The following is a 25,366-nucleotide window of genomic DNA, read 5'->3' on the forward strand; positions in this document are numbered from 1 at the left end:
GATACAACCCCATTTCGACAGATGCCGACACAGCCGGGGCGTCTTTTCTACAAATAGCATATTGGATAAATGTGACACCTTTATGTATGGTTTCTAAAGAAAGTAAAAATAATTACCCTATCATTTTATGAATTGTTTATATTTACAATATTTTTAGAAGTTTAATGAAAGTTTAATGAAAAGTTAACTTTTATTTGTATAGCAAAACGACGTTATATATGATATAGTTCTTTGTGAATCAAAATAATTGATGACTATGGAAAAGTGTTATGTGTGATCACGTATCCATTATGGAAATGCGGAAAGGAGCAGAATACATGGCGTCGTTAATTCAGGTAAAGGATTTGAGTAAGATATACAATCCGGGAGAGAATGAAGTGCGTGCCCTGGATCATGTCAGCCTGGAAATCAATACAGGTGAGTTTGTAGCGATTATCGGTCAGTCAGGTTCCGGAAAATCTACGCTGATGAATATGCTGGGATGTCTGGATGTGCCCACATCCGGAGAATATTATTTAAATGGTGTGGATGTATCAACGATGAAAGATAATGAGCTGGCGGCGGTAAGAAACCGGGAGATCGGTTTTATCTTTCAGGGATTTAATCTGATTGCCAATCTGACTGCGGTGGAGAATGTGGAACTTCCACTGATATACCGGGGAGTTGACATGAGGGAAAGAAAGAAGCTGGCAATAAAATCACTAAAGATGGTGGGGCTGGAAAAGCGCATGCACCACAAACCTACTGAAATGTCGGGAGGACAGCAGCAGAGAGTAGCAATTGCCAGGGCAATCGCAGCAAAACCACCGGTTATTCTGGCGGATGAGCCTACCGGTAACCTGGATTCTGCATCCAGTAAAGAAATACTGGGAATATTGAAAAATTTACATAAAGATGGAAGAAGCGTCATATTGATTACACACGATAATGGAATCGCAGACCAGGCACGACGGGTTGTGCGGATTATGGATGGGAAGATAGAATCAGATACAATGAATGAGTGAGTCAATAGTCACGGGTAGTCAAATAAGATGGAGGAGATCATTATGAAAAAGAAACATAAAAAATTACCTTTTATTATTGCAGGCGTCGTCGTAGTGGCGGGCGTCGGTTTTTTTGCCCTCAGAGGGCAGGGAACCCAGGCGGTGAATACACAGGCCGTAGCAGTAGTACCGGTAACTACCGGAGATGTGCAGGAATATGTAGATACCAGTGGAACGGTTGAGAGCCGTACTAAGAAAACCTTTTTCTCACCAGTCAATGCAACAATAAAGAATCTGAATTTTCAGCGTGGAGATTCTGTGAAAGCAGGTGATATGCTGATTACTTTTGATTTGGAAAATCTGGAAAAGGACAATAAAAAAGCAGAATTAAATGTGTTATCCGGCAAATACGGATATCAGGATACGATAAATAAATCGAATAAAGCTGCGAACGATAAAGCAGATGCAGCCAGCCAGGTAAACAGTCTGCAGGCACAGGTGGATCAGTGGAAACAGAGAGTTACGGATTTAAACCGTGCCATCGCACAGAAGACGAAAGATGCCCAGGCTGAAGTAATCCAAAAGCAGTCGGAAGCTGCGGCACAGGCTGAATCTGAGGCTAAAGCCCAGGCAGAGGCAGCAAAAGCAGAAATCAAAGCAGAGACAGATAAATTAAAGGACAAAATCGAAAAATTAACCAAGAAGAAAGCAGAATATACCGTAAAATTAAATGCGGCGGTTCAGACTTTAACACAGCTTCAGGGACAGTTGAACGATGCAAAATTCCAACAGGGCATCCTGCAGCAGAGCTATGATGAAGCAAGCGGTTTAGGGGATGCGGCAAAGATTGAAACGGCAAGCCAGGCATTAAAAGCCCAGATGGCAGTTGTACATGAGCTGGAGGACAACAAGGTACCTGCCGCTCAGGCAAAGGCAGATGAGCTGAATGCCAAGATTGCACAGGATTTCGACAATCCGATAGCGGAATACCAGGCACAGATTCAGAAATTGTCATCTCCTGAGAGCAGCACCCAGGTGGGGACGCAGGGAGGGACCGGAGGAACAGATCTGTCCGGAAACGGCATGAGCCAGACAGGAGAGGCAGATACTACGGATCTTCAGATGGAACTTCAGGATGCCCAGTCAACGCTGGCTGAATTACAGTCGGATCTGGCATCTAAAAAGGCGATTGCAGAAGCAGATGGGGCAACTTTATCAGATGAATCCAAAGCGCAGATGGAAGTAAATAATAACCTCCAGGAACTGGAGAGTAAAACATTAGAAGAACTAATTATAAAGGGAAAACAGGGCATTACCGCAGAATTCAGCGGAGTTATTTCTGATAGTAAGGTTGCACAGGGAGGTATGGTTACACAGGGTGGTGAAATGTTTACGCTTCAGAGTACCCAGGATGTAGATGTAAACATCTCACTTTCCAAATATGATTTTGAAAAAGTCCAGAAGGGACAAAAAGCAACCGTTAAGATTGGAGCAAAAGAATACAAAGGTACTGTGAGTAAGATCAGTCATATCGCAATTCCAAATGAAAAGGGAACGCCGATCATCAGTGCGGCAGTATCCATTGACAATCCGGATGAAGATATTTTTCTGGGCGTAGAAGCAAAGGTATCGATTCAGGCGGCAGAAGCGAAACAGGTTCCGATTGTTCCTGTTGAGGTAGTCAATACCGGAAACGATGGTTCATTCTGCTATATCGTAAAAGATGGTGTAGTGGCGAAGCAGATTGTTGAGACAGGTGTGTCCTCAGACAGTTATATTGAAATCAAATCAGGACTGGAGCCCGGAGACCAGATAATTCCGGATATCGGAATGTATCAGGAAGGAAGCCCGGTTGTGCCAATGGATGAAAACAGCATGAATGCAGGAACAGGAAGTGCCGGCGGTTCGGAAGGCGGAGCAGTTCAGGCAGAATCATAAGAACAGCAGATATTTGCAAAGTTTGAAAGGAAATCGCTTTCAAACTACTGATTAAGGAATAGCACAAGCCAGCTTGCGCTATTCGGGAGTAAAAAATGAAAGGGGCACATATATGAGTAGTTTGCTTGAATATTTTAAAATGGCAATAAAAAGTATTGTTGCAAATAAAGGCCGTTCTTTCCTGACTATGCTGGGTATCATTATTGGTATTGCTTCTGTTATTGCAATTATGTCAGTGGGCGCCGGAACCACGGAGTCCATGACAGCGGAAGCAAACGATGTGGGAGGCGGACAGATCTATGTATCCTGTAGTGAAGATGCAGTAAATGCCAATCAGATGATCACAGCGGCTGATATGGAAGCTATTACTTCGAAAGTAAAAGGTGTGGAAGGTGTTACGCCGGCTTCCGGAAGCAGTGGATCTACGGTAACCGGAAAAGGTGAATTTCAGCTGAGTCTCAGTGCAGGAACACAGATGCTGCAGAGAATGAGCAACTTTACGATGAAAAGAGGAAAATATTTCACGGATGCAGATGTACAGGAAGGAAAGAACGTCTGCGTTCTGACCGACACAGATGCCAAACGGTTATTTGGATCTGACGATGTAGTGGGAATGGATATTGATGTTACCATGGATGGTATGACATATGCATACCGTATCGTGGGAATCACCGGGGCAAAGGAAAATACAGCATTTGTAAGCTATAGTTACGAAGGGCAGCCGGTTACCCTTGATATTCCGTATACTTCACTGACAAATTATGGTTATGATCCGGAGCCATTTTACAGTATTTATGTATTTGCGGATAAGACGATGGATGCAAAACAAATTACAAATTCCGTAATTCACATACTGGAATCCAGGCATCAGAGTGCGGGAGAGGACTTCTACCGGGTTCAGAACTTTCAGGATGTGCTGCAGAGTATTAACAGTATGATGGGTATGGTTACTGCATTTATCTCATTTGTAGCAGCGATTTCATTGCTGGTAGGAGGAATTGGCGTTATGAATATTATGCTGGTTTCCGTTACGGAACGTACCAGGGAAATCGGTATCCGAAAATCTCTGGGAGCCAAGACTTCTTCTATTATGGTACAATTCCTGGCTGAATCGGCAATTATTACAGCACTGGGCGGAGTGATTGGCATCATTTTAGGGGTAATAGCAGCTTTTGGTATCTGCAGTATTATGACTGTTTCCTTAGGAAGTACCATCAGTCCGGGAATTAGTGCAGGAACAATTCTGGGGGCAACGTTTTTTGCCTGTGCAGTTGGTATCTTCTTTGGAATTTATCCGGCTAGAAAAGCAGCGAAACTCAGCCCGATTGAAGCATTGAGAAGAAATTAGTATAATTAATAAATGCAATATGCAGCAGAGGAACGTAGATATTAGATATCGGTTCCTCTGCTTTTCTTTACGTGTTCCCTGCGCTTTCCATCACCTCCGGTATATTGTTTATATCTCTATAATTTCCTCCTGCCGGAGGATGTTTTGTCTTGACAAACCCCCTTTGGAATGCTATGATATAAGAAATTACACTCGAGTGCAAATAAAGGAGACGTGGGTTGTGTGTATGAGAAACCGATAACATTAAAAGATGTAGCAGAGAAGTCGAAGTTTTCCCTTCGGACGGTCAAAAAAGTTTTATCCGGTGATGAGACGGTGAGACCGGAGACAAAGGAACATATTTTACTGGTAGCCAAGGAACTGGGGTATCGCAAGAACCGGATGGCAAGTGTTCTGGCTACAAATAAGGTGCATAATATCGCTATTGTAATTGGCGATTTTAAGTACTTCTTTCCTGAGGCGAAAGCTGGTTTTGGGAAGTGTTACCGGGAATACCGGGAACTGAAGATTGGTATTGAGTTTTTTACGCCCGCCAATGAATCAGTTCTGGCTTCCAGGGAGCTTTTACAGGAGTTGCAGGATAATGACAATATTGATGCAGTGATTATGCATGCCTGCAGCATGAGCGGTCTGAACCGGGAGATCAATGCCCTGGTTAAAAAAGGAAAGCCGGTATTTACTTTTGGGGCGGATGCTCCCTCCAGTGACCGCATCTGTTACGTAGGACCCAAAGCCTATGAATCAGGCAGGATTGCGGCGCAGATCATGGTGAATTATATTGGGAAAAAGGGAAATGTTTTTATCGTTAACCAAAGTATAGAAGAGATGCAGACGGTAGAACGTAACCGGGGATTTATGGATTATATAATGGAATATTGTCCAGAGGTGAAAGTGCAGCAGATTACGGTACAGAAAAATGAAAAAGAGTATTACGACAAGGTACGCAGGCTGATAGAAACCCAGCAGGTATCGGGGATTCTGGGGGCAGATGCGGATTGCTATATTGTTGGAAATGTTCTGAGGGATCTTAAGAACCGGGATATTACTGCTATGGGTTTTGACTTGTCAGATGACACAGAACAGCTATTGAAAGAGGACTATTTTAAAGTGGTGCTCAGTCAGAATCCGGATAAACAGGCTTATAAAGTATTGCAGAAAATGTGTGATTATATTTCTTATGGGGTAAAAGTTAAGAAAAATATATATACAGATGTATCAATTATTACTAGTGAGTGTTTGCGGTATAGAGAAGAGTAACGAAGAATTTTCGGTTACTCTTTCCTTTAACAAACATAGTGCACTCGAGTGCACGAAGGAGGAAAGATGTATCAGTCAGTGGAAAGCTATCGGAACCAGCGAAATTATAACTGCAGGATCCGGGAAGTAGTGTATCAGGGGGTAAGGCAGGTTAATCTGGAAAATGAATACCTGCATATTGGGGTTCTGGCAGGGAAAGGCAGTGATATCTTTGAATTTGTTTATAAGCCGATGGATTTGGATTTTATGTGGCATTCTTTTCATGGGGTAAAGAATCCGCAGACTTTTGTAACGACCAAGAACAGCAGATATGGAAGATTTTTAGATTTATACGAAGGCGGGTGGCAGGAGTTATTTCCCAACTACGGGGCGGCAAGTACCTATATGAATGCAGAACTTGGTATCCACGGTGAGGTCTGTGTAGCACAGTGGGATTACCAGATTGAAAAAGATACCGAGGAAGAGATAACGGTGAAATTTGAGATCCGCACTGCGAAGACGCCGTTCTATCTGGAAAAATGGATGACCTTAAAAAGCGGTGACCCTACTCTTTATATACGTGAGCGTGTCACTAATGAAGGTGCGGTGCCACTGCAGTTTATGTGGGGACATCATCCTGCTCTGGGTGCACCGTTTCTGGATGGGAACTGCGAGATTATTATAAATGGTGACTGTAAGGTACATACTTTAAATATACAGAGTGCACTGCCGGCAAACAGGCAGATGGACTGGCCGGTGGTAAAAGATGTTAACGGAAATGAGTTGGATTTATCCAGAGTGCGTAATCCGGGAGAAAAGAAGTATCTGGAATATGGGATTTCCGGAATAGAAGACAGCAGGTATTGCGTTTGGAACCATGGATTGCACATTGGATTTGGAATGGAGTGGGAGAAAGATATGTTTCCGTATCTCTGGATCTGGGAGCCGAATTGTGCGGCACAGGGGTATCCCTGGTACGGAAGAAACTATACCCTGGGCTGTGAACCCTGGTCGGTGCTGGCGGAGAGCATGGAGGAAGTGGAAAGAGAAGATGCGGGAATTAAAATAGAAGCCGGAATGAGTATTGAGACTCATCTAAAAGCTTATGTGTGTCTGGAGTATCATTCAGGCGCACCCTTGTAAATCGAAAGGAATGAGGTGTGGCAGCATGTTTGTGATTGGACTGGATGTGGGGACGACTGGGACAAAGGCTCTGCTGATAGATGAAAACGGAAAGCAGCAGGGCAGAGGATATCAGGGCTACAAGACGATTCCGGGAGAGGGGGGCATCGTAGAACAAAGGGCAGAAGACTGGTGGGAGGCTTCCGTTAAGGCAGTTAAAGAAGCCTGTGCAGGGTGTGAAAAATCCCAGGTTGCTGCACTGGCGCTTTCTACTCAGGGAGCCAGTTCCCTGCTGGTGGATGCTGATTTCCACGCCATTGGAAATGCGGTTACCTGGATGGATAAAAGAGCTATGAAAGAGGTGGAGGAATTAGAAAAAAAGGCAGGCAAAGGGTATTATTATTCGAAAACAGGATGGGAATTAAGTGCCAGCCTGGATGCCTGTAAAATGCTTTGGCTGAAAAGAAATCGCAGGGAAGATGCAGAGCGGGCTTTAAAATTTATTTCCACCCTGGAATATATGAATTATCATTTGACAGGAAATGCGGTAATCGATCCTACCAATGCAGCAATCCGCCAGATGATGGATATACAGACCTGGAGGTGGGATGAAAAGATATTGGGGGATATCGGCATTTCGTCAGAGCTGCTTCCGGAAATAAAAAGGACAGGGGAATATCTGGGAACATTGACAGGGAATGCCGCTGTGGAATTAGGGCTGCCGGCTGAGGTAAAAGTATTTAACGGAGCCCATGACCAGTACTGTTGTGCACTGGGGTCAGGCAGCGTGGAAAATGGGGATCTGCTCCTTGGTACAGGCACGGCATGGGCAGTGATGAGTATAACGGATAGACCCATGCTGACAAAATCCGGAATCTCACCTGCCAGACATGTTGTGCCGGGGCTGTGGGGAGCTTTATCTTCCATTAGTGGCGGTGGTATTGTACTGGACTGGTGGAAAGACCAGATGGGGGGATTCACCTATGAAGCCTTAAATGACGGAGCTGTCCAAAAGTTAGGAAGAGAGGAAGAGCTTATGTTTTTCCCTTATCTCACGGGAGCAGGATGCCCTGTATGGGACGACAGGGCAAAAGGGACGCTGACTGGATTGGAATTAAAACACGACAAATTGGATGTGGCAGTGGCTGTGATGGAAGGAATTGTCTTTCATACGGCGATGCTCTTAGAGGATTACCGGGAAAATGGGGCACAGATTAACAGTCTGAGAGTAATGGGCGGTGCTTTAAACAGCAGAGTTTGGATGCTTATGCTGCAGGCAGTGCTGGATTGTGAGGTAATCCGGGTTACCCAGACGGATGCGGCTTGCGTAGGAGCGGCAATGATTGCCGCTGTAGAATACGGAATATATAAAGATTATCCTATGGCGGTAAGAACCATGGTTACATACGAGCGTATGCCTGATGTATCCGTGAAGTTAAAGACATTTTACCGTAAGAAATACGAAGCTTACAAAAAAAACTGGATCATAGTCAGGGAAATCTATCATAGTACCGGGAAGAAGGGAGTGGCAATATGATCAATAAATGGTTTCATAAGACAGAGCTGGATATTGAATTTTATAACGAATATTTAGAAGAAAGGCTGCCTGAAAAAATAACAGATGTGCATGTACATATGAATCTGGAAGAACATGTAAAAGGTGTAAGCAAGGAGCGGATTTCAATGGATTGGGCTTTGGAATGCGGGCTTCAGATGGAATATGAAGCGGCTCAGCATTATTATCAGACCATGTTTCCGGGTAAAGATATTTTATTGACGGCTTTCCCATTTCCCCTGGCAGAAGTGGATATACCTGCCAATAATGTATATTTATCAGGACTGGCGAAAACAGGAAAGATTGATGCCCTGATGAGTGTGAGGCCGGAGTGGACGGCACAGTACTGTGAAGAAATACTTGTGAATAATCCATTTTTGGGATTTAAGCCGTATCCTTATCTGGCGTCTGCCATAAAAGGGGCTGATATCAGCATATATGATTTTATGCCGGAGAGTCAGCTTTCTGTTCTGGACAGGCATAAGAAGGCTTTAATGCTGCATCTTCCCAGAAAAGGAAGACTGCCGGCTCCTGACAACATACGGGAACTGCGTGAAATCAGACAGAAATTCCCGGATATACATATCATTCTTGCACATTTCGGACGGAGCTTTACAACGGAAATATTTAACCAGGGAATCACGGCGCTGGGGGAAGATTTAAAAGGGTTTTATTTTGATACGGCGGCGGTGGTAAATCCAGGGGTTCATCAGATGGCTATGGAGCAGCTGGACAGCAGGCAGATCTTATTCGGAACGGATTTTCCAATTATGACCTGGCATGGGATGCGGGAGTGGCATACGGATACACCCACCAATTATTGCAGAGAAAATTTTGGATGGAACAGGCATGAAAAAGGAGCAGAGGCAGAAGCGGGATTCACTTTTATCGCTTATGTACAGCTTAAGAATATGCTGGATGCCATAGGAAATGACCATATTCGAAAAGAACAGATTTTCTACAAAAATGCGTTGGATGCGTTTCGAAAAGGAGGGAAGTGATTTTTACAGGATAAAACAATATCTAATATTGGGGTAAGGTATGATTTTCAAAAAAGGAGGATATGAAAACATGGGTGTTACAGAAACGAAAGAAGGAAGTGTAAAATCAGAGGCAGTAGAAGGAAAAGCGCATACTGCTTCGGGAGTCAGGAAAAATACGCTGTGGAAGATACTGGAGATGAGAGAGCTTTCCATTGCAATTATACTTGCAATTATGGTGGTTTTCCTGATGATCAGTACCAGTACTTTTGCAACCAGTGCCAACATCAGAGTCCTGATCCAGGGAATGAGTGTGGACATGATGATTGCCATTCCAATGGCTATCTCTCTTATTGCCGGTAATATTGATTTTTCCGTAGGGTCAACGCTGTGTCTTTCCAGCTACATCGGCTGTATGGCTATGGGAGCGGGGGCTCCTGCCTGGCTCGGTATTCTGGTGGGGCTTCTGGCCGGAGCAGTATTGGGAGTAATCAATGCAGTGATTATTAATCAGTTCAAGATTACGCCTCTGATTGCAACTCTTGGAACCTGGATGGCATATCAGGGAATTGCACTGGTGCTGGCAGGGGGGAATACCGTTTCCAATCTTCCGGCAGCATTTAAAAGCTTTGGCAGGATGGAAGCAGGGGGCGTTCCGTTTACTATCATCTATATGGTAATTATCATTGTGGCAGGTATTTTTGTATTAAAGTACGTTAATTTTTTCCATGAAGCTTACTTTATCGGCAGTAATAAAAACTCCGCGCTGCTGGCGGGGATTCATACCAAAAAATTCATTTATATCAGCTATGCCCTGACAGGAGCAGTCGCTGCATTTGCAGGTATGACGCTGGCAGCCAGGCTTGGAAGCGTATCCCAGAACTCCGGAACCGGTCTGGAATTCAGAAATGTGGTGGCACTGCTGATTGGCGGTGTCTCCATGGACGGCGGCGAGGGCAGCCTGATAGGAGTGGTTCTTGGCGTAACCATTATGCAGGTTGTCAGCAACGCACTGGTATTGCTGGATATTAATGCAAGTTATACAAAGGTGATCCAGGGTGCTATTTTGATTATTGCAGTTGCGATTGACCAGCTGAATAAGCAGCGCAAATTAAAGGCAGCAGCGTGATGGGGAAAAAACGGGTTTGACAGACCGTAATGCCGTCAGCCTGAAAAAGCAGAACAGATGGCTGGCGGCGCTTAAGGAGGAGGAAGCAGTTTGGAAAATTTAATCGAATTACAAAATATATGTAAATTTTTCCCCGGAGTTAAAGCGCTGAATGATGTGAGCCTGTCCATTAAGAAAAACAGTGTGCACTGTATTATTGGAGAAAATGGGGCGGGAAAATCTACGCTGATGAAAATTATGTCCGGTGCCTATAAGAGAGATAAAGGGCTGATGGTCATGGATGGACAGGAGCTGAATCCCTCATATCCCGGGGATGCTTTAAAAGCAGGCATTGGTATTGTATATCAGGAACTTAATAATTTTTCACATCTGGATGTGGCGAGTAATCTTTTTATCGGACGCTTTCCAAAGAGAGGAAGATGTATTGATTACAAGACAATGTACAAAGAAGCGGAGAAACTGCTGGAGCGCTTCGGCCTGGGGCATATCAGGCCAACGGACAGTATGGACCACATCAGCCTGGGGGCGCAGCAGATGGTGGAGATTGCAAAGCTTTTGTCTATGAATGTAAAACTTATGATTTTGGATGAACCCACATCTGCATTGACGGATATGGAAGTAGAACTGCTGTATAAGCTGATTGACCAGGTAAAGGCGAAAGATGTTTCCATTGTTTATATTTCCCATAAACTGGATGAGGTGCTGCATCTGGCAGATGAAATATCGGTTTTAAAAGATGGTGAACATGTGGCAACATTTCCAAACAGTCCCGGACTGACCAAGGATGATCTGGTGCGGTATATGGTTGGCAGAGATGTGGCTTACGATTATGGGGTGGGAACTTCAAAGATACAGAATGAAATTCTGCGTGCTGAAAATCTATGCAGCGGATCAAAGGTAAAAAATGTGACGTTTGCCCTTAGAAGGGGAGAAATTCTGGGATTTGCAGGGTTGGAAGGGTCTGGACGTACCGAGGTGGTGGAGACGATCTTCGGTTGGAGAAAGAAAACCGGAGGAACCATCCAAATAGGCGGGAAGCAGGTTAAGATCACCAGCCCAATTGATGCCAAGAAAAACGGAATCGCTTACATTACAAAAGAGCGTAAGACGTTAGGGCTGTTTCTGGAATTGAGCAGCGAAGACAATATGAGTGCGGCAAACGGAAGAAAGTTTGTGAAAAAAGGACTTGTGGATTATAAACATATCACAAAGAATGCAAAAGAATACCAGCAGAAGATGCAGATTAAATTATCGGATGTGAAACAGAAGGTGGGGAATCTTTCAGGAGGGAACCAGCAGAAGGTGCTTTTGTCTATGTGGATGACGGCAAATCCAGACATCATTTTAATTGATGAACCTACCAGGGGGATTGATGTAGGTGCGAAGGCCGAAATACATATGCTGCTTCGGCGTCTTGTTGGAGAAGGAAAGGCAATTATCATGATCTCGTCGGAGATGCCGGAAATTATGGCGGCCTGCGACCGGGTACTGGTATTTCATGATGGAAGGATAACCGGGGAACTCTGCGGTAAAGAAGTGACGGAGAATGGCATGATGCGCCTGGCGTCCGGAATTACCGCTTAATAAAAACTATATAAAAGGGAAAAAGGAGGATTTTACGTATGAAACAGTACAAAAAAGTGATGGGGATCTTATTGGCAGGAGTACTGGCATTATCAATGGCAGGCTGTGGGGACAGCGAGAAGACAGACGGTAAGGCAGAGACAAAAGCAGAAGAAGGAGCAGGAGTTCAGGCGGCATCAGGCGCAGATGAAGAGTATGCGGTTATCATGTCCGTAAACCAGCTGGAATTTTTTGATGCATTAAAAGCCGGTGTTAATGATGCGGCACACAGTCTGGGCGCCAAATGGTACTATGCAGGACCACAGGATCTGGCACCGGATAAAGTGGCGGAAGCAATCGATCAGGCAGTAGCGAAAAAAGTGACCGGAATCGTGGTTCACGGACAGTTCCAGGAGACCGGGGCAGCCATTGACAATGCCATTGCAGCAGGGGTTCCCGTGATCTGCGTGAATACAGATATTGAATCTAACCGCCTCTCTTTCCTGGGATGTGACCCATATAATACCGGAGTGGAAATGGCAAAGCAGATGGCAAAAGAAATCGGTGACAAAGGAAAGATAATCATTTCAAACTTCATCAGCGGCGGACAGCCCTCTGCAATTTCGAATATGGAAGGTTGCAGGGATGAATTAGAGAAGAATCATCCGAATATTGAAATCGCTGCAGAAGTAGATGATAAGGCAGACGAGACTACAGCGGCAACGGCGGTTGGTGCGGCACTTCAGGCTAATCCGGATGTAGTGGGAATTATCGGTATGCAGGCTCCTTCTGCAGTAGGAGCTGCTACTGCAGTCAGGGAAGCCGGAATTGACGGCATTAAGATTGTAGGCAGAGACAGGGACAGCGCGACACTGGAATTGATTGAAAGCGGAGAAGTTGCGGCATCCTTCGCTCAGAATTCATATGTGGAAGGCTATATTGCCGTTAAATGGCTTCATGACTATGTAAATGGAAATCTGAAAGTTACGCAGAATTATCTGGATGCGGGAATTAATCCCCTTCCGCCTGTTGTGGATTCCGGTTCCATTATTATCACCAAAGATAACGTAGAGCAATTTAAAGAAAAATATACTTATGATAAATAAACGGGCAGAAGCGTGTCTGTAAACAACTATGGAAAAGAAACACGCAGGAGGATAACAATATGAGACGACCAAAAGCAGGGTTATTGTGTCTGTACGTAAAACTTTACGATGACACACAAGCCTGGCTCAGAAAGGATGTGGAGTGGTTCCAGGAGCAGATTGCACAGAAATTGGAGCAGGCAGGACTGGAACTGTTCCGCCATGATATCTGCAGGCAGGAGGAGGAATTTCAGTCAGCCATTGCAGAATTTGAAGAACAGGGGGCAGATGTGGTGATTACACTGCATCTGGCATATTCCCCATCTCTGGAATCGGAGCAGGTACTAAAAAATACTTCTCTTCCCATTCTGGTATTGGATACCACACCGGATTATTCCTTTGACGGTATCACAGGAGCAGGCAGGATTATGCAGAACCACGGTATTCATGGAGTGCAGGATATGTGCAGCCTGTTAAGAAGAAATAATGTGGCATATGAAGTATTTGCGGGGCACTATCTGGAATCCGACGTAATCAAAAACGTATCCGAAGCGGCAAAAGGAGCAATGATGGCTGCCCGGATGAAGCAGTGCCGGGTGGGAAGAGTTGGGGAACCATTTACAGGAATGGGAGATTTTTGCCTTCCGGATGAAGTGCTTCAGGAAAAGACCGGTATTACAATCATTGATTATGATTTTAACGAAAGTGTGGATCTGCTTGAGAGTATAACAGAAGCGGATATAAAAGCGGAATGGGAAATGGACTGTGAGCGGTTTGTCTGCAGAGATCTTACTTTTGATGTATATGCCGAATCAGCCAGAGTAAATCTGGCTATGAGAAAATGGATCGGGAAAAACAATCTGGATGCATTTACCGTAAACTTTATGGCAACAGATGAAAATCCTGCCCTGCCCAGGATGCCATTTATGGAGACCTGTAAGGCAATGGAGGCGGGAATCGGTTATGCAGGAGAAGGGGATATCCTGACGGCTTCCTTTACGGCGGCACTGATGAAGGGATTTGAAGAGACTACATTTGCGGAAATGTTTTGCCCTGACTGGAAAGGAAATACGGTATTTTTAAGCCATATGGGAGAATATAATCTGCGGATCGGTGCTGGAAAGCCTTTGCTTACAGAACTGGATTTTCCCTATACGTCGGCTGGGAATCCGGCGGCACTTTATGGCTGCATGAAAGAAGGCAGGGCGGCTTTTGTCAATTTAAATCCACTGTCTGAAGGAAGGTTTGTGCTGATTATGGCCACCGGAAATATGGTAGAAATGACGGAAACTTCACCTGATTTTGAAAAGACAGTGCGGGGATGGTTTCGCCCGGATGTTCCGGTTTCCGAATTTTTATCCAGATACAGTAAGGCCGGCGGCGGGCATCATGGTGCAATTGTCTATTATGCAGGTGAGACGGCGCTGCGGATGATGGCGGAAGTGATGGGCTGGGAGTTCTGTCTGATTGGGTAAAACAGGTGCCGCGCGGCGGATTGTATTTGAAACAGTTGAAAGCGTTTTTCGGGTGACTCCGGAAGACGCTTTTTGTATGATTGAAACAATCCCTAAATGAAAGAAACAATCATTTTGTATTGACAGAAACAGTAAAGAGGTTTAAGATCAGAATAGAATAAACAGAGGAGGTCGGAACATGAAATATATATTGACTTTTGATGTAGGAACAACCGCTATGAAGTGTACCCTTTATAATGAATTGTTTGATGTGGTATTTTTTGACTCCGGTGAATATGATCTGCTCACGCCTGAAGCTGGGATTGTGGAACTTCCTGTTCATGTATACTGGGAGGCTTTCTGTTTGAGCATAAAGAGGATGGAAAGCTCCGGTATAGACATGGAGCAGATAGCAGCAGTTACCTTTACAACCCAGGGAGAAACCCTGATACCCATTGATGCCAACGGTCAGGCGCTGTATCCCGCGATTGTCTGGATTGATTCCAGGGCAAAGGAGGAAGCCCGGTATCTGAAGGATGTCCTTGGAGAAGAAAAGATTTACCGCCATACGGGAGCCGGTGAATTTACCGGTGCGGCGCCGGCAGCTAAGCTGATGTGGCTAAAAGAACATAAGCCTGAAATATATGAAAAGGCAGAAAAATTCTTACTACTGGAGGATTATTTTATCTACCGGCTCACCGGACGGGCGGTTACGGAAATGGCGCTTTTATCCTCCACGGGATGGTTTGACATCCGGGAGGAATGTTACTGGGCAGAGATGCTAAAAGCTGCAGGACTGGATGAAGATAAGTTACCCCAAATCAGTGCGTGCGGGAAAATTGTAGGAAATGTTACATCTGCGGCGGCGGCTAAAACAGGTCTTTCCATACATACCCGGGTTACGACAGGTGCCATGGATCAGGTTGCTTCTGCGGTTGGTGCCGGAAATATCAGAGAAGGTATGGTGACAGAAACGACAGGAACAGCGCTGGTAGTGGGGGCAGCCACGGCATCACCGGACTTTGCAAATCCCCAGCGGATTACCATTTATAAAGATTACGGACAGGGCTATCTGTATATGCCGTTTTGCAATACGGCGGGAATTGTATTGAAATGGTTTCGGGATACGCTGGCTGAAGAAGTGAAAAGGGAAGCCCTTTTAAACGGACAGTCCGCTTATGACTTGATTGATGAACTGGCTAAAAAGTCTCCTGCCGGAAGTAACGGACTAATACTGCTTGCCCATTTTGCGGGGAAGCCGGCACCTTGTCCCAGTGATTTGGCGAAAGGCGTATTTTTTGGGATGACACTGGCGACTACAAAGGCTGATTTTGCCAGGGCTGTGCTGGAAGGTATTGGCTATATGCTGAAAGAAATCATAGAAACATTAGAGAAAGCGGGACTAAAAGTTCAGGAAATCCGTTCTATGGGCGGCGGAGCAGCCAGTCCGCTCTGGTGTGAAATAAAATCAGGCATCTGCCAAAAGCCTATTCGCGTGATGAACAATAAGGAAACCACATCTCTGGGTGCGGCAATTCTGGGTGCGGTGGCAGTAGGAATCTGCCCTTCGGTGGAAGCAGCGGTTGAAAAAGCTGTTCATGTGGATGAACTCGGATATTTTCAGGAAGAACAAATTTATCAGGAGGGATATCAGCTTTACCAGGCACTGTACCGGGCGCTGATCCCGGTATTTGAAAAGTTATAAAACCATAGAATACGATTTTGAGAACAATGTAAACCAGATTTTAGCATATTGACATAATTCTAAAATATTGACCGGTTTCAAGAAACTTTTTCTGGAAAACAGAGAATAGGTTTTTGTGACTGGTCAATTTTTTGTAATAATGAAGCCAGGCGTAACATTGTTTTTTAGCTGATTTTCCCCTAAAATGAATTCAGAAAGTTGATACATGAGAAATTAATCAGTGTGTCAGGCAGATTTGTGCTATGCAGGCAGTTAATCAATGAACCAATGGGAGGTAAGAACAGTGAAAAATGCGAAACAACTTAATGTAATTATGCTTCATCTGGGGGAAGCGATGTATCCTCAGGATTATCTGGCAGATGTGATTCAGAAGGTGCAGGAAGCAGTTGCAGGGATGGACTGTAATTTGCTGGGATGTTATAAAGTCATGTCAGAAAAGGATGCAGGAATGTGCAGAAAAAGTATAGAAGGCATGCCGGTGGATTTATTTATTTTAAATTTTGTCTCCTGGCATATCACACCCTATGTCATGCACATATTAAAAAACAATACCCGTATTCCACTTTTAATCTGGGGAATTGGAGGAACTACCGATGAAACCGGAAAACTGCATTCACCTGCAGCAGCAGCAGGTATTACCGGCTTTCTCCCAGTCGCCAAAGAATTTGGGTTTACTGTAAAAGTGATTCTTCAGAAACCGGACAGTGTGCCTGCAGCAGAAGAAGCTGCCCATTTTATTCACCTGGCAGCCTGTGCTAAGAAGATCAGAGAGTCCAGAATCGGTTTAATCGGGTATGCTGATATGGGGCTGTATACCTGTGCTTACGATAAGACAGCTTTATTTAAAAAATTGGGGATCGATATTGAAGATTATTCCGGATACGAGATTATGAACCGGATGGAACAATGTACCCGGGAGCAGGCGGCAGAGATCGTGGCTGATATTCGGGAGCATCTAAAGTTTGAAAACCAGATATCAGATAAGGTATTGGAAAAAGCAGCCCGACTCTATTATGCCATGAAAAGTAAAGCAGACGGGAGTGAATTAGATGCCATTTCCATTAAGTGTGTGAACGGAACCACAGACCATCTGGGGCTGAATCCCTGCCTTGCACAAAGCCTGCTGGCGGGAAAAGACCTGTCTGTTATCTGCGAATGCGATGCCTACGGCCTGGTTACCAGTATTCTGCTGGCAGCAGTTACCGGACACGCGGCAGCATTTATGGAACATTACGAAGTGTTTGAAAAAGAAGTACTGGTTGGGGTATGTGGTTTTATACCGGAAGAATTTACCGAGAATGGAGTAAAAATACGTGCTGCAAACTTAGGTGAAATCAATACAGGTATCAGCAATGTATCAAAGGTTCGTACCGGAGAAGTTACCTTTGCCCGGTTTTATCAGACAGGTGGAGCGTTTAAGCTGTTTCTTTCAAAAGGAATAGCAAAAGCAGCACCCAAATGGACAGAACTTGGATGGGAAGAACCCACACCGGACTTCCCGGCGGTACTGCTGGAACCATCTATTCCCATGGAGGAGTATCTGGACAAGGTGCCCGGACAGCATATCATTATGGTATATGGTGACTGGATGGAAGATGTGAAAACAGTCTGCAGGTTATTGGATATAGAAGTTGTACAGTAGGGGTGTTTGGAAAGGAGAAAATATGAGGCTGCTGCATAAAGAAGTGTGGTATGACCCGGACTGTCCACTGTATGATAAAAAAGTATCAGGGGAAGTTCTGGAGCGGGATTTTGAGATAAAAACAGGCGTGTGGGACTATAAAAATGGCTGGATCACAGGGAAGAATCCGGATGAATATCCAGGGATGATAATCTCCAGACAGGATTTTTATGGAGATGTGATGGTGGATTTTCTTGCAAAGGTTCTGGAGCCGTCAACACACGATATTAATGTAATGTGGAACGGCTGCTGGGATGAAAAGAAGAAGGAAAGAGGCATTGCTTATGTAGCCGGTGTTCAGGGCTGGTGGGAAGGGAAGGTGGGAATAGAGAAATCACCCGATTATCTTTTGAATGTAGGTACACCACTGTTCGAGTTCTGTCCCGGAAAGGTCTATCATATCCAGGCGGGAAGTGTAAAGGGGCATTGCTTTTTACGGATAGACGGACGGTTGATTATCGAAGTAACGGATCCTGATCCCATCGATTCCAGAAGGTTTGGAAGAATTGGCTTTGAAGCTTATGCAAGTATGATCGCTGTAAAAAATATAAAGGTTTATCAGCTTTACCATAAACAGGTACGCCAGCATTATCCGAAAGAATTTACATAATTTTCCAGAATCCACTGTGGAGTAGTAGTCCTGCTTCAGAGTGGATTGTGTTATAATTAGGGAATAATAAAAAGTCCACTGGAGAGGGGCAGGCTATGGGATTACGAAAGATAAGAAATCTGAAGTATCATTTGAAATACTCAATTATTTTCTTTTTACTGTTGTTTTTTCTGCTTCCGTTACTGATACAAAACCTGGTGAATAAATCCGTATTTGAGAATATTTTAGAGAGTAAGATTTATAAATTATCAGACCAGACGGCGGAAAGCCTTTCCTACAGTGTCAGCAATGCACTGCAGGCTCAATTTGATATTGTTAAAAGTGCGGCAAATAATACAGCAGTTCTAAATTATGTGTCCGGGGAGCAGGGGGGAACTACTCAGCAGCGTTATTCCGGGATATATTATGAAATCGTGAAAAATTCGGATGCCACAAAAAATGCATATCCTTTTCATTATATTATTGTAAACCAGAACGGAGAATTCTTCACATCAGCATTTGCACTGAAGGAAGGTCAGTCAGATGCACGGGGGGTTGGATTTAGCAATGATGAGACAGTGAAAGGGCTTTGGCACTCCTATACATTTGCCAATAAATTTTATGTTCATGATAATTACATTTTATCGAAGTCAGGCACACAGCTTTACTGTGGTGCAAATCTTCTAAAAGCAGATAAACAGCTGGGGGTTATTGCTGTGGGGATGGATGCTTCCTATTTTGCAAAGCTATTGTCCAGAAGTTTATTTGGAGAAAACGGGTCTGTTTTTCTGATTGATGAAAAAGGAGAATGTCTGATTCAGGGGGATGAAAGTAAACTGCGGTACGAAGAACTTTCAGGGAACCTAAGGGAGAAACTGCTCTCCAATATGGGAAAAGAGGGATATCAGACATTCCTCTACCGTAACCAGACGTATATATTGTTTACCCATGCTGTAAAAGTTAAAGGGTGCAATACCGGATGGCAGATGGTCAATATTTCTCCCCAGAATGATCTGACCAGTGATCTCAGGTATATTAATCTGGTGAATTATATTATGATCTTACTTTGCGTGATCTGTATAACGATTCTGCTGTTTTTCTTCAGCAGGAAGATTTTTAAGCCGCTCAAGGTTTTAAACCAGATGACGAAAGAGATTGGAAAGGGAAATCTGGATATAGAGCTGCCTGTGCAGACCTTAGGTGACAAAAATGAAATTGAGGGGCTGATGGAAGCATTTTCAGAAATGGCTGGGGATTTAAAAAACAGCATCGGTCAGATTAAAGAGCAGGAGCAGAATAAACACCAGATGGAAATGAAGATGCTGCAGGCACAGATTAAACCCCATTTTGTCCGGAATACCCTGAACAGTATCCGGTGGATGGCGAAGCTAAAAGGAGCCGAAGGAATCAGCCGGAGTATCCTTGCTTTCTCCAATATGCTGGACTACAATTTTTCGGACAGCCGGATATTTGTGACAGTAAAAGAAGAATTAAAATATGTAGAAGAATACCTTTATCTGCAGCAAATCCGGTTCCAGAACAAATTCAGTTATGAGATTGATGTGGAAAAAGAGATGATGGAGGGCATGATTTTAAAACTGCTGTTTCAGCCTGTGGTGGAAAATTCCATTAATCACGGCGTGCTGCCAAAAAGGGGAATCGGACGGATTGTGATCAAAGGGCGGAGATGGGAAGATAACTATGTCTTTGAAATAACCGATGATGGTGTTGGAATGGAACAGGCACAGGTAGATACACTTCTGGATGAAAAAGAGAACTGGGAAAAAGCCCATGAGGAAGAAAATATTGCACTTTGGAATATCAATCAGAGAATGCAGATGCATTATGGAGGAAGCGCCGTTATAGAGATTCGCAGTGAACCCGGAAAAGGATGCGCAGTAACCATGGTATTTCCGGCAATAAGCAAAGGTGGGGATGAACATGAGCATGTTAAAAGTAATGATTGTGGATGATGAAATATTAACCAGAATAGGGATGAGATCCATAATTCCCTGGGAAGAGTACGGTTTACAGGTAGTTGGGGAGGCAGAAGACGGAGAACAGGCCCTTGGGCTGGCAAAGGAAATTGTACCGGATATTGTGCTTGCGGATATTATGATGCCGAAAATGGATGGACTTATCTTTATCCGGGAATTGAAGCGGATACAGCCTGACTGTAAATTTCTGATTCTAAGCTGCGTGGACGAGGTGTCATATCTGCAGGAGGCAATTAAGCTTGGGGTCAGCGGGTATATTTTAAAAAGTGCAATTGAGCCTCAGAATATGATGGAAGAAGTCACCAGGGTAATAGAAGAGATAAAAGCAGAACGGGTATGCGATGATACGGATATGGAAGAACACCGTTATGTCAATGCCAATGCAGTTCTGGGAGAATATGCCAATCTGGTTCTCCGTGGATTTATTACGGATAAACAGGCGGTTCGGGAACGCTTTGAAAGTGCTTTTATGAATCCCTGCGATGCGTCTGTTTTTCTGGTGTGCATTGAGATTCCCAAGGTTGAAATATTGAGTGCCGTCAAAGGGGTGGAGTATTCTGTAGCAGCGATCTGCCAGAATATTATAGAAACCATGGCGGGAGGCAAGGTATTTTTAACGGACAGCACCAAGCTTTGGGCAGTGATTTCTTATCGTGAGGACGGGGTGCAGCTGCTTAAAGATATCTGTAACCGTCTGGAATTAACCATGTACCAATATCTGGACATGCATCTTTCTTTTGGAATTGTCCGGGTGGTAAAGGATGATTTTGACCTGCCGAAATATTACGAACAGGCGGATATAGCCCTCAGCCAGCGGTTTTATAAGCCGCAGTGCAGATTCTGCTTTTTTGAAGATCTTCTGATTACCAGAGAAATTCAGGATAAAATCAAAAACTCCATGGAACGCTGCCGTTTCATAGACGATATGAACACCTTTGGAGAGGATGTAAGAAATCTCTATATGCTTTTACAGGATTATCCGGTGATACCGGAAAAAGAATTAAAGGAAGCCATGAAGCAGACTATTGCGGTGCTTACTGCATTATCGGCACCGAATCAGGAGAGACAGAATAAGCTCAAAGAAATGTTCTGCAAAATCATGGAGTGCGCAAGCTGTGAAGAGTTGTTCCGGTGTATGCAGGAATGGATCATAGGCTTTGATGAACTGGCGGTATGTGCAAACAGCGGAGACACCCTGATCGGGGAGGTCATCCGGTACATAAAGAACAATATAGGAGAGAAGCTGACACTGGGTGGCATTGCAAAACAGGTATATCTCAATCCGGATTATCTTTGTAAGCTTTTCAAGAAAAAGACCGGTGAAAATCTGATTGCATATATTCTGAAATATAAAATTTCGCTATCAAAAGAATACCTTAAAGAAGGGATGAGGATTACCCAGATCAGCGAATGTCTGGGCTTCTCTTCCGAGGGACATTTTATAACAACCTTCAAAAAGCTTTGCGGAATCACACCGGGCGCATATATGAAGAAGATCCATAAATAAGCGGGTATAGCAGTAAAGTAATTGTTTGCTAAGCAGGAACGTGTCAGATAATTCCAAGATGTTGTTCTGATTACAAAATATGGCGGTATAAATCAGCACAAAAAGAAAAAAAACCCTGCAAATCCCATGCCGCAGGTCAAGATCCTGTAGGAACGCATCAATCTGTTTCATTGTCTTTTTTCAAGTAAAATCTTACAATAATAGTACAACAGGAACAAGCCGGATGAAACTTAAAACCAGTAAAGGGGGATTTTCATGAAGAAGAGAAGAAACAGATTTATGGCACTTGGAATGGCAGCGGCTCTGGGGCTGACGATGGCGGGATGCCAGAGTACACAGGAGTCGTCAAAACAGACGGATGCATCAGCACCTGTCAGTGAAAGCAAGAGGCAGGAGGAAGAACAGGTAAAAACGGAAGAAAAGAAAACGGAGCAAACCGGGGAAACCGAGAAAACGGAGAAAGAAGCAAAAACAGAGGAAACAGTTTTGAGTATCTGGCTGGCGACTTATATTTCAGATGAAGATAAGAAAAAGCCTCAGGAAGAGTGGCCGATTACAGAGATTTGCAATGAGTTCGAAAAGCAAAATCCGGGTGTCAGGGTAGAGATTACACTGCTTCCAGACCAGGGGGCGGCACATCAGTCTTATAAAGCCGCAGCATTGGCAAAAAGCGGTCCGGATATCATTAACCTGTGGTCGGGACAGCCGATCTTTGCTTTAAAAGATGTGGTGCTGGATATTTCCGATATGATTCCACCGGAAGATAAGGAAAATCTGATGGGGTGGGATGTGGTTACGGAAGATTTTAAAGAAGGCGGAAAGATACTGGGCTATCCCGCAGCAGGATCGGAAATATGCGGATTTATCTATAATACGGATATTATGAAACAGGCAGGTGTGGATCTGGAAGGCAATCCGCCAAAAACAGTAGATGAATTTCTTACAATGCTGCAGAAAGTAAAAGATACCGGAATCCTTCCGATAATTGCAGATTCGGCAGGGGTAAACTCCTTGTTTACCATGGATATGGCAACCTGGTGGGTGCAAAAGACCAGTAATGAAGATATTGCGGCAGAGAGCAAGGGAGAAAAGAAATTCTCCGATGACGAAAACTTTAAAAATGCTTTCCGAGTTACCCAGGATATGTTCCAGAAAGGATATGTCAACGAGGATTATGCCAGTTCGCAGGATGCTTTATCCAGATTCCTGAAAGGAGATGCTGCGATGCTTGGGGGTGTGACTACCGGTATCCTTCAGGTAGTGCGGGAATCCCTTGGAAATGATAAGGCTGGATTTTATACACTGCCGGATTATGACGGTAATGTCCTGAAAAGCAATACGGCAATTGGCGGCTCCGGACAGGTACTGGCAGTTGCAAATTACTGTCCCAATCCCGAATTGGCAGTAAAATTCTGTTCTTTCTTAAGCAACAAACAAAACCATCTGAAGCTGCTGCAAAATTATCCGATGCTTCCGCTGAGAAAGGATATTACGTTAAAAGAGCTTGGCTGGGAAGGGGACAGTGTGATGGAAAAACTTTATGATATAGCCCAGAATTATTCCTACTGGACAGATAACAGTATGGTGCCGGACATTGCAAATGAATGTTTCTCTCTGGGCACGCTTGCGGTTACAGGTAAAATGACGCCGGATGAACTGGCGCAGAAGCTGGATGAAAAAGTGCAGGAGCTCCAGTAAACGGAGGCTCCGGCATGTGAACGGGGAGGAGCCGGGACATGAAGAAAAGAAGATTCTGTCATAGAGAAGCACTTCAGGGATGGCTTTCCATATTGCCGGTGTTAATTATTTTAGTTGCTGTCAGGGGAATACCCGTGGCAGCAGCTGTTATAAAAAGTTTTACAAATTGGGACGGAATGTTTAAATCTGATTTTGTGGGACTGAAAAATTATATCCAGATTTTGGGACACGGGGAATTTTGGGGGCTTTTCAGGAACAATCTGGTGCTTTTGATATACATACCAATCCAGATCTTTATCGGGGTTGTGGTTGCTGTTTTACTATATGAAGAAGTGAAGGGATGGAAGATATTCCGTACAATTTACTATATCCCGCAGGTAGTATCTTCCTTGATTGTTGGATTTTTGTTTGCTATCTTTTTTGGATTTAACGGACCGATCAATACCTTATTCCGGGCGGTTGGGATGGACGGACTGGCAATCGAATGGCTGGGACAGGCTTCCAGCGGGTTGGGTGTCATTATTTTTTGCCTGGTATGGATTAATATCGGATGGCAGGGAATGCTGGTGCTGGGCGGTCTGGCATCTGTTTCACCGGATATTTATGAAGCGGCGAGACTGGATGGTGCAGGCTACTGGCAGAAATTATTCCTGGTCACCCTGCCGCTTCTGCGCAGAACCATAGAATATTCCATTATGGTATCGGTAATCTGGTCTTTTACCAGCTTGTTTCCGCTGATCTATTCCCTTACCAGGGGAGGTCCGGGAACCGAGACCATGACAATTGATTATATGATTTACCAGAAATCTTTTGTAAGCGGAAGCCAAATGGGATATTCCTGTGCAATGTCCGTCATCCTATTAATCATTATTTTGATCTTTACGGCGGTTCAACAGGGAATTTCACAGAAAAAAGAAAGGGAGGAGGGAGCTTAGTGAAAAAAATAAAGTGGTCTAAAATATTGGTATTTACCGCACTCTGCCTGATGTCCCTTACCTTTTTATATCCCCTGATTTTTATGACAATGACTGCCATGAAGTCAGGAGCCGAGTATCTGGCTGACCCTTTTGCGCTGCCAAAGTCAATAAACCTGGATAATTTTGAGGCGCTGATTTCCAGATTCAAGATTATGAAGAATTTTCTGAATACCTTTATCGTCGTGGGTGCCAGCGTTGTTCTGATTACCATCTTTTCCGTATTTGCCAGCTATGCGTTTACCAAACTCCGGTTCCGGGGAAGAAACGTGATATTTTTAATTATTATCGCTACCATGTTTATTCCCGCACAGGTTACCATGATTCCAATGTATGTTATATTTGCAAAGTTTAAATTAGTAGATACCTATACTGGAGTTGTATTATCCTATCTGGCGATGGGGCTTCCCAGTACGATTATGCTGATGACTACCTGCTTTCGGGGGATCGATAAGGAAGTCATGGAAGCTGCTAAAATTGACGGTGCCGGTTATTTTGGATTAGTGGCGAATGTAATTGTCCCTATGGGAATTGCCGGGGTTGCCATGTCTGTCATTACAAACTTCATCGGCTATTGGAATGATCTGTTTACTCCGATGATCTTGTTAAAATCTATGGATAAAAGAACAGTTATGGTTGCACTGTCATCCCTGATGGCTGACCGGACTTCGGTTGACCCCACTTTTCAGATGACGGGGCTTTTAATCAGTGTAATACCCACACTGATCATTTATCTGCTCTTCCAGAAGTATATGACAAAAGGACTGACGGCAGGTGCTATTAAATAAAAAAGATGAGCCGGCCTATGCGGGCAGCAGGCTA

The 25,366-nt window shown here is 44.2% G+C and carries 19 protein-coding genes; all 19 read left to right on the plus strand.

Annotated features, from left to right (window positions below; all coding sequences use genetic code 11):
* Positions 1-317: 317 nt before the first annotated feature.
* The 19 genes from RHS_RS14895 (at position 318) to RHS_RS14985 (ending at position 25,332) form a co-directional block, all read left to right on the plus strand.
* Positions 318-1,004, plus strand: a complete 687-nt coding sequence (locus RHS_RS14895; protein ID WP_047833637.1) for an ATP-binding cassette domain-containing protein — start codon at positions 318-320, stop codon at positions 1,002-1,004.
* Positions 1,005-1,046: 42 nt separating this feature from the next.
* Positions 1,047-2,921, plus strand: coding sequence for an efflux RND transporter periplasmic adaptor subunit (locus RHS_RS14900; protein ID WP_395022486.1), 1,875 nt, complete (start codon positions 1,047-1,049; stop codon positions 2,919-2,921).
* Between the two features lie 112 nt (positions 2,922-3,033).
* Entirely contained in the window at positions 3,034-4,269 is a 1,236-nt protein-coding gene (locus RHS_RS14905; protein ID WP_047833605.1) for an ABC transporter permease, read from the plus strand.
* 222 nt (positions 4,270-4,491) lie between these two features.
* Entirely contained in the window at positions 4,492-5,526 is a 1,035-nt protein-coding gene (locus RHS_RS14910) for a substrate-binding domain-containing protein (RefSeq protein WP_027293732.1), read from the plus strand.
* Positions 5,527-5,592: 66 nt separating this feature from the next.
* Complete coding sequence (locus tag RHS_RS14915) at positions 5,593-6,648, plus strand: DUF4432 family protein (RefSeq protein ID WP_052377765.1); 1,056 nt, start codon at positions 5,593-5,595, stop codon at positions 6,646-6,648.
* Positions 6,649-6,673: 25 nt separating this feature from the next.
* Positions 6,674-8,164, plus strand: a complete 1,491-nt coding sequence (locus RHS_RS14920; protein ID WP_047833606.1) for an FGGY-family carbohydrate kinase — start codon at positions 6,674-6,676, stop codon at positions 8,162-8,164.
* Positions 8,161-9,183, plus strand: coding sequence for a hypothetical protein (locus RHS_RS14925; protein ID WP_047833607.1), 1,023 nt, complete (start codon positions 8,161-8,163; stop codon positions 9,181-9,183). The genes RHS_RS14920 and RHS_RS14925 overlap by 4 nt, the downstream gene beginning before the upstream one ends.
* A gap of 70 nt (positions 9,184-9,253) precedes the next feature.
* Entirely contained in the window at positions 9,254-10,291 is a 1,038-nt protein-coding gene (locus RHS_RS14930; RefSeq protein WP_047833608.1) for a hypothetical protein, read from the plus strand.
* Positions 10,292-10,381: 90 nt separating this feature from the next.
* Complete coding sequence (locus RHS_RS14935) at positions 10,382-11,875, plus strand: sugar ABC transporter ATP-binding protein (protein ID WP_027293736.1); 1,494 nt, start codon at positions 10,382-10,384, stop codon at positions 11,873-11,875.
* Between the two features lie 38 nt (positions 11,876-11,913).
* Positions 11,914-12,960, plus strand: coding sequence for a substrate-binding domain-containing protein (locus RHS_RS14940; protein WP_047833609.1), 1,047 nt, complete (start codon positions 11,914-11,916; stop codon positions 12,958-12,960).
* 59 nt (positions 12,961-13,019) lie between these two features.
* The gene (locus RHS_RS14945; RefSeq protein WP_047833610.1) at positions 13,020-14,414 is read left to right on the plus strand and encodes a hypothetical protein; all 1,395 of its coding nucleotides are present in this window, start codon (positions 13,020-13,022) and stop codon (positions 14,412-14,414) included.
* 178 nt (positions 14,415-14,592) lie between these two features.
* Complete coding sequence (locus RHS_RS14950) at positions 14,593-16,098, plus strand: FGGY-family carbohydrate kinase (protein ID WP_047833611.1); 1,506 nt, start codon at positions 14,593-14,595, stop codon at positions 16,096-16,098.
* A gap of 283 nt (positions 16,099-16,381) precedes the next feature.
* Entirely contained in the window at positions 16,382-17,740 is a 1,359-nt protein-coding gene (locus tag RHS_RS14955) for a hypothetical protein (protein ID WP_047833612.1), read from the plus strand.
* 22 nt (positions 17,741-17,762) lie between these two features.
* A complete protein-coding gene (locus RHS_RS14960) occupies positions 17,763-18,389 on the plus strand; it encodes a hypothetical protein (RefSeq protein ID WP_047833613.1) in 627 nt (208 codons plus the stop codon).
* A gap of 95 nt (positions 18,390-18,484) precedes the next feature.
* Positions 18,485-20,341 carry a sensor histidine kinase gene (locus RHS_RS14965; RefSeq protein ID WP_044292942.1) on the plus strand — a complete coding sequence of 619 codons (1,857 nt, stop codon included), beginning with the start codon at positions 18,485-18,487 and terminating at the stop codon, positions 20,339-20,341.
* A complete protein-coding gene (locus tag RHS_RS14970; protein WP_027293742.1) occupies positions 20,310-21,872 on the plus strand; it encodes a response regulator in 1,563 nt (520 codons plus the stop codon). Before RHS_RS14965 ends, RHS_RS14970 begins: the two co-directional genes overlap by 32 nt.
* A 255-nt stretch (positions 21,873-22,127) precedes the next feature.
* Positions 22,128-23,570 carry an ABC transporter substrate-binding protein gene (locus RHS_RS14975; protein ID WP_047833614.1) on the plus strand — a complete coding sequence of 481 codons (1,443 nt, stop codon included), beginning with the start codon at positions 22,128-22,130 and terminating at the stop codon, positions 23,568-23,570.
* Between the two features lie 38 nt (positions 23,571-23,608).
* On the plus strand, positions 23,609-24,505 hold the full coding sequence (locus RHS_RS14980) for a carbohydrate ABC transporter permease (RefSeq protein WP_052377767.1): 897 nt from the start codon (positions 23,609-23,611) through the stop codon (positions 24,503-24,505).
* Entirely contained in the window at positions 24,505-25,332 is an 828-nt protein-coding gene (locus RHS_RS14985) for a carbohydrate ABC transporter permease (protein WP_047833615.1), read from the plus strand. Before RHS_RS14980 ends, RHS_RS14985 begins: the two co-directional genes overlap by 1 nt.
* Positions 25,333-25,366 lie beyond the last annotated feature (34 nt).

It is taken from the genome of Robinsoniella sp. RHS, from assembly GCF_001029355.1.
GTDB lineage: Bacteria > Bacillota > Clostridia > Lachnospirales > Lachnospiraceae > Robinsoniella > Robinsoniella peoriensis.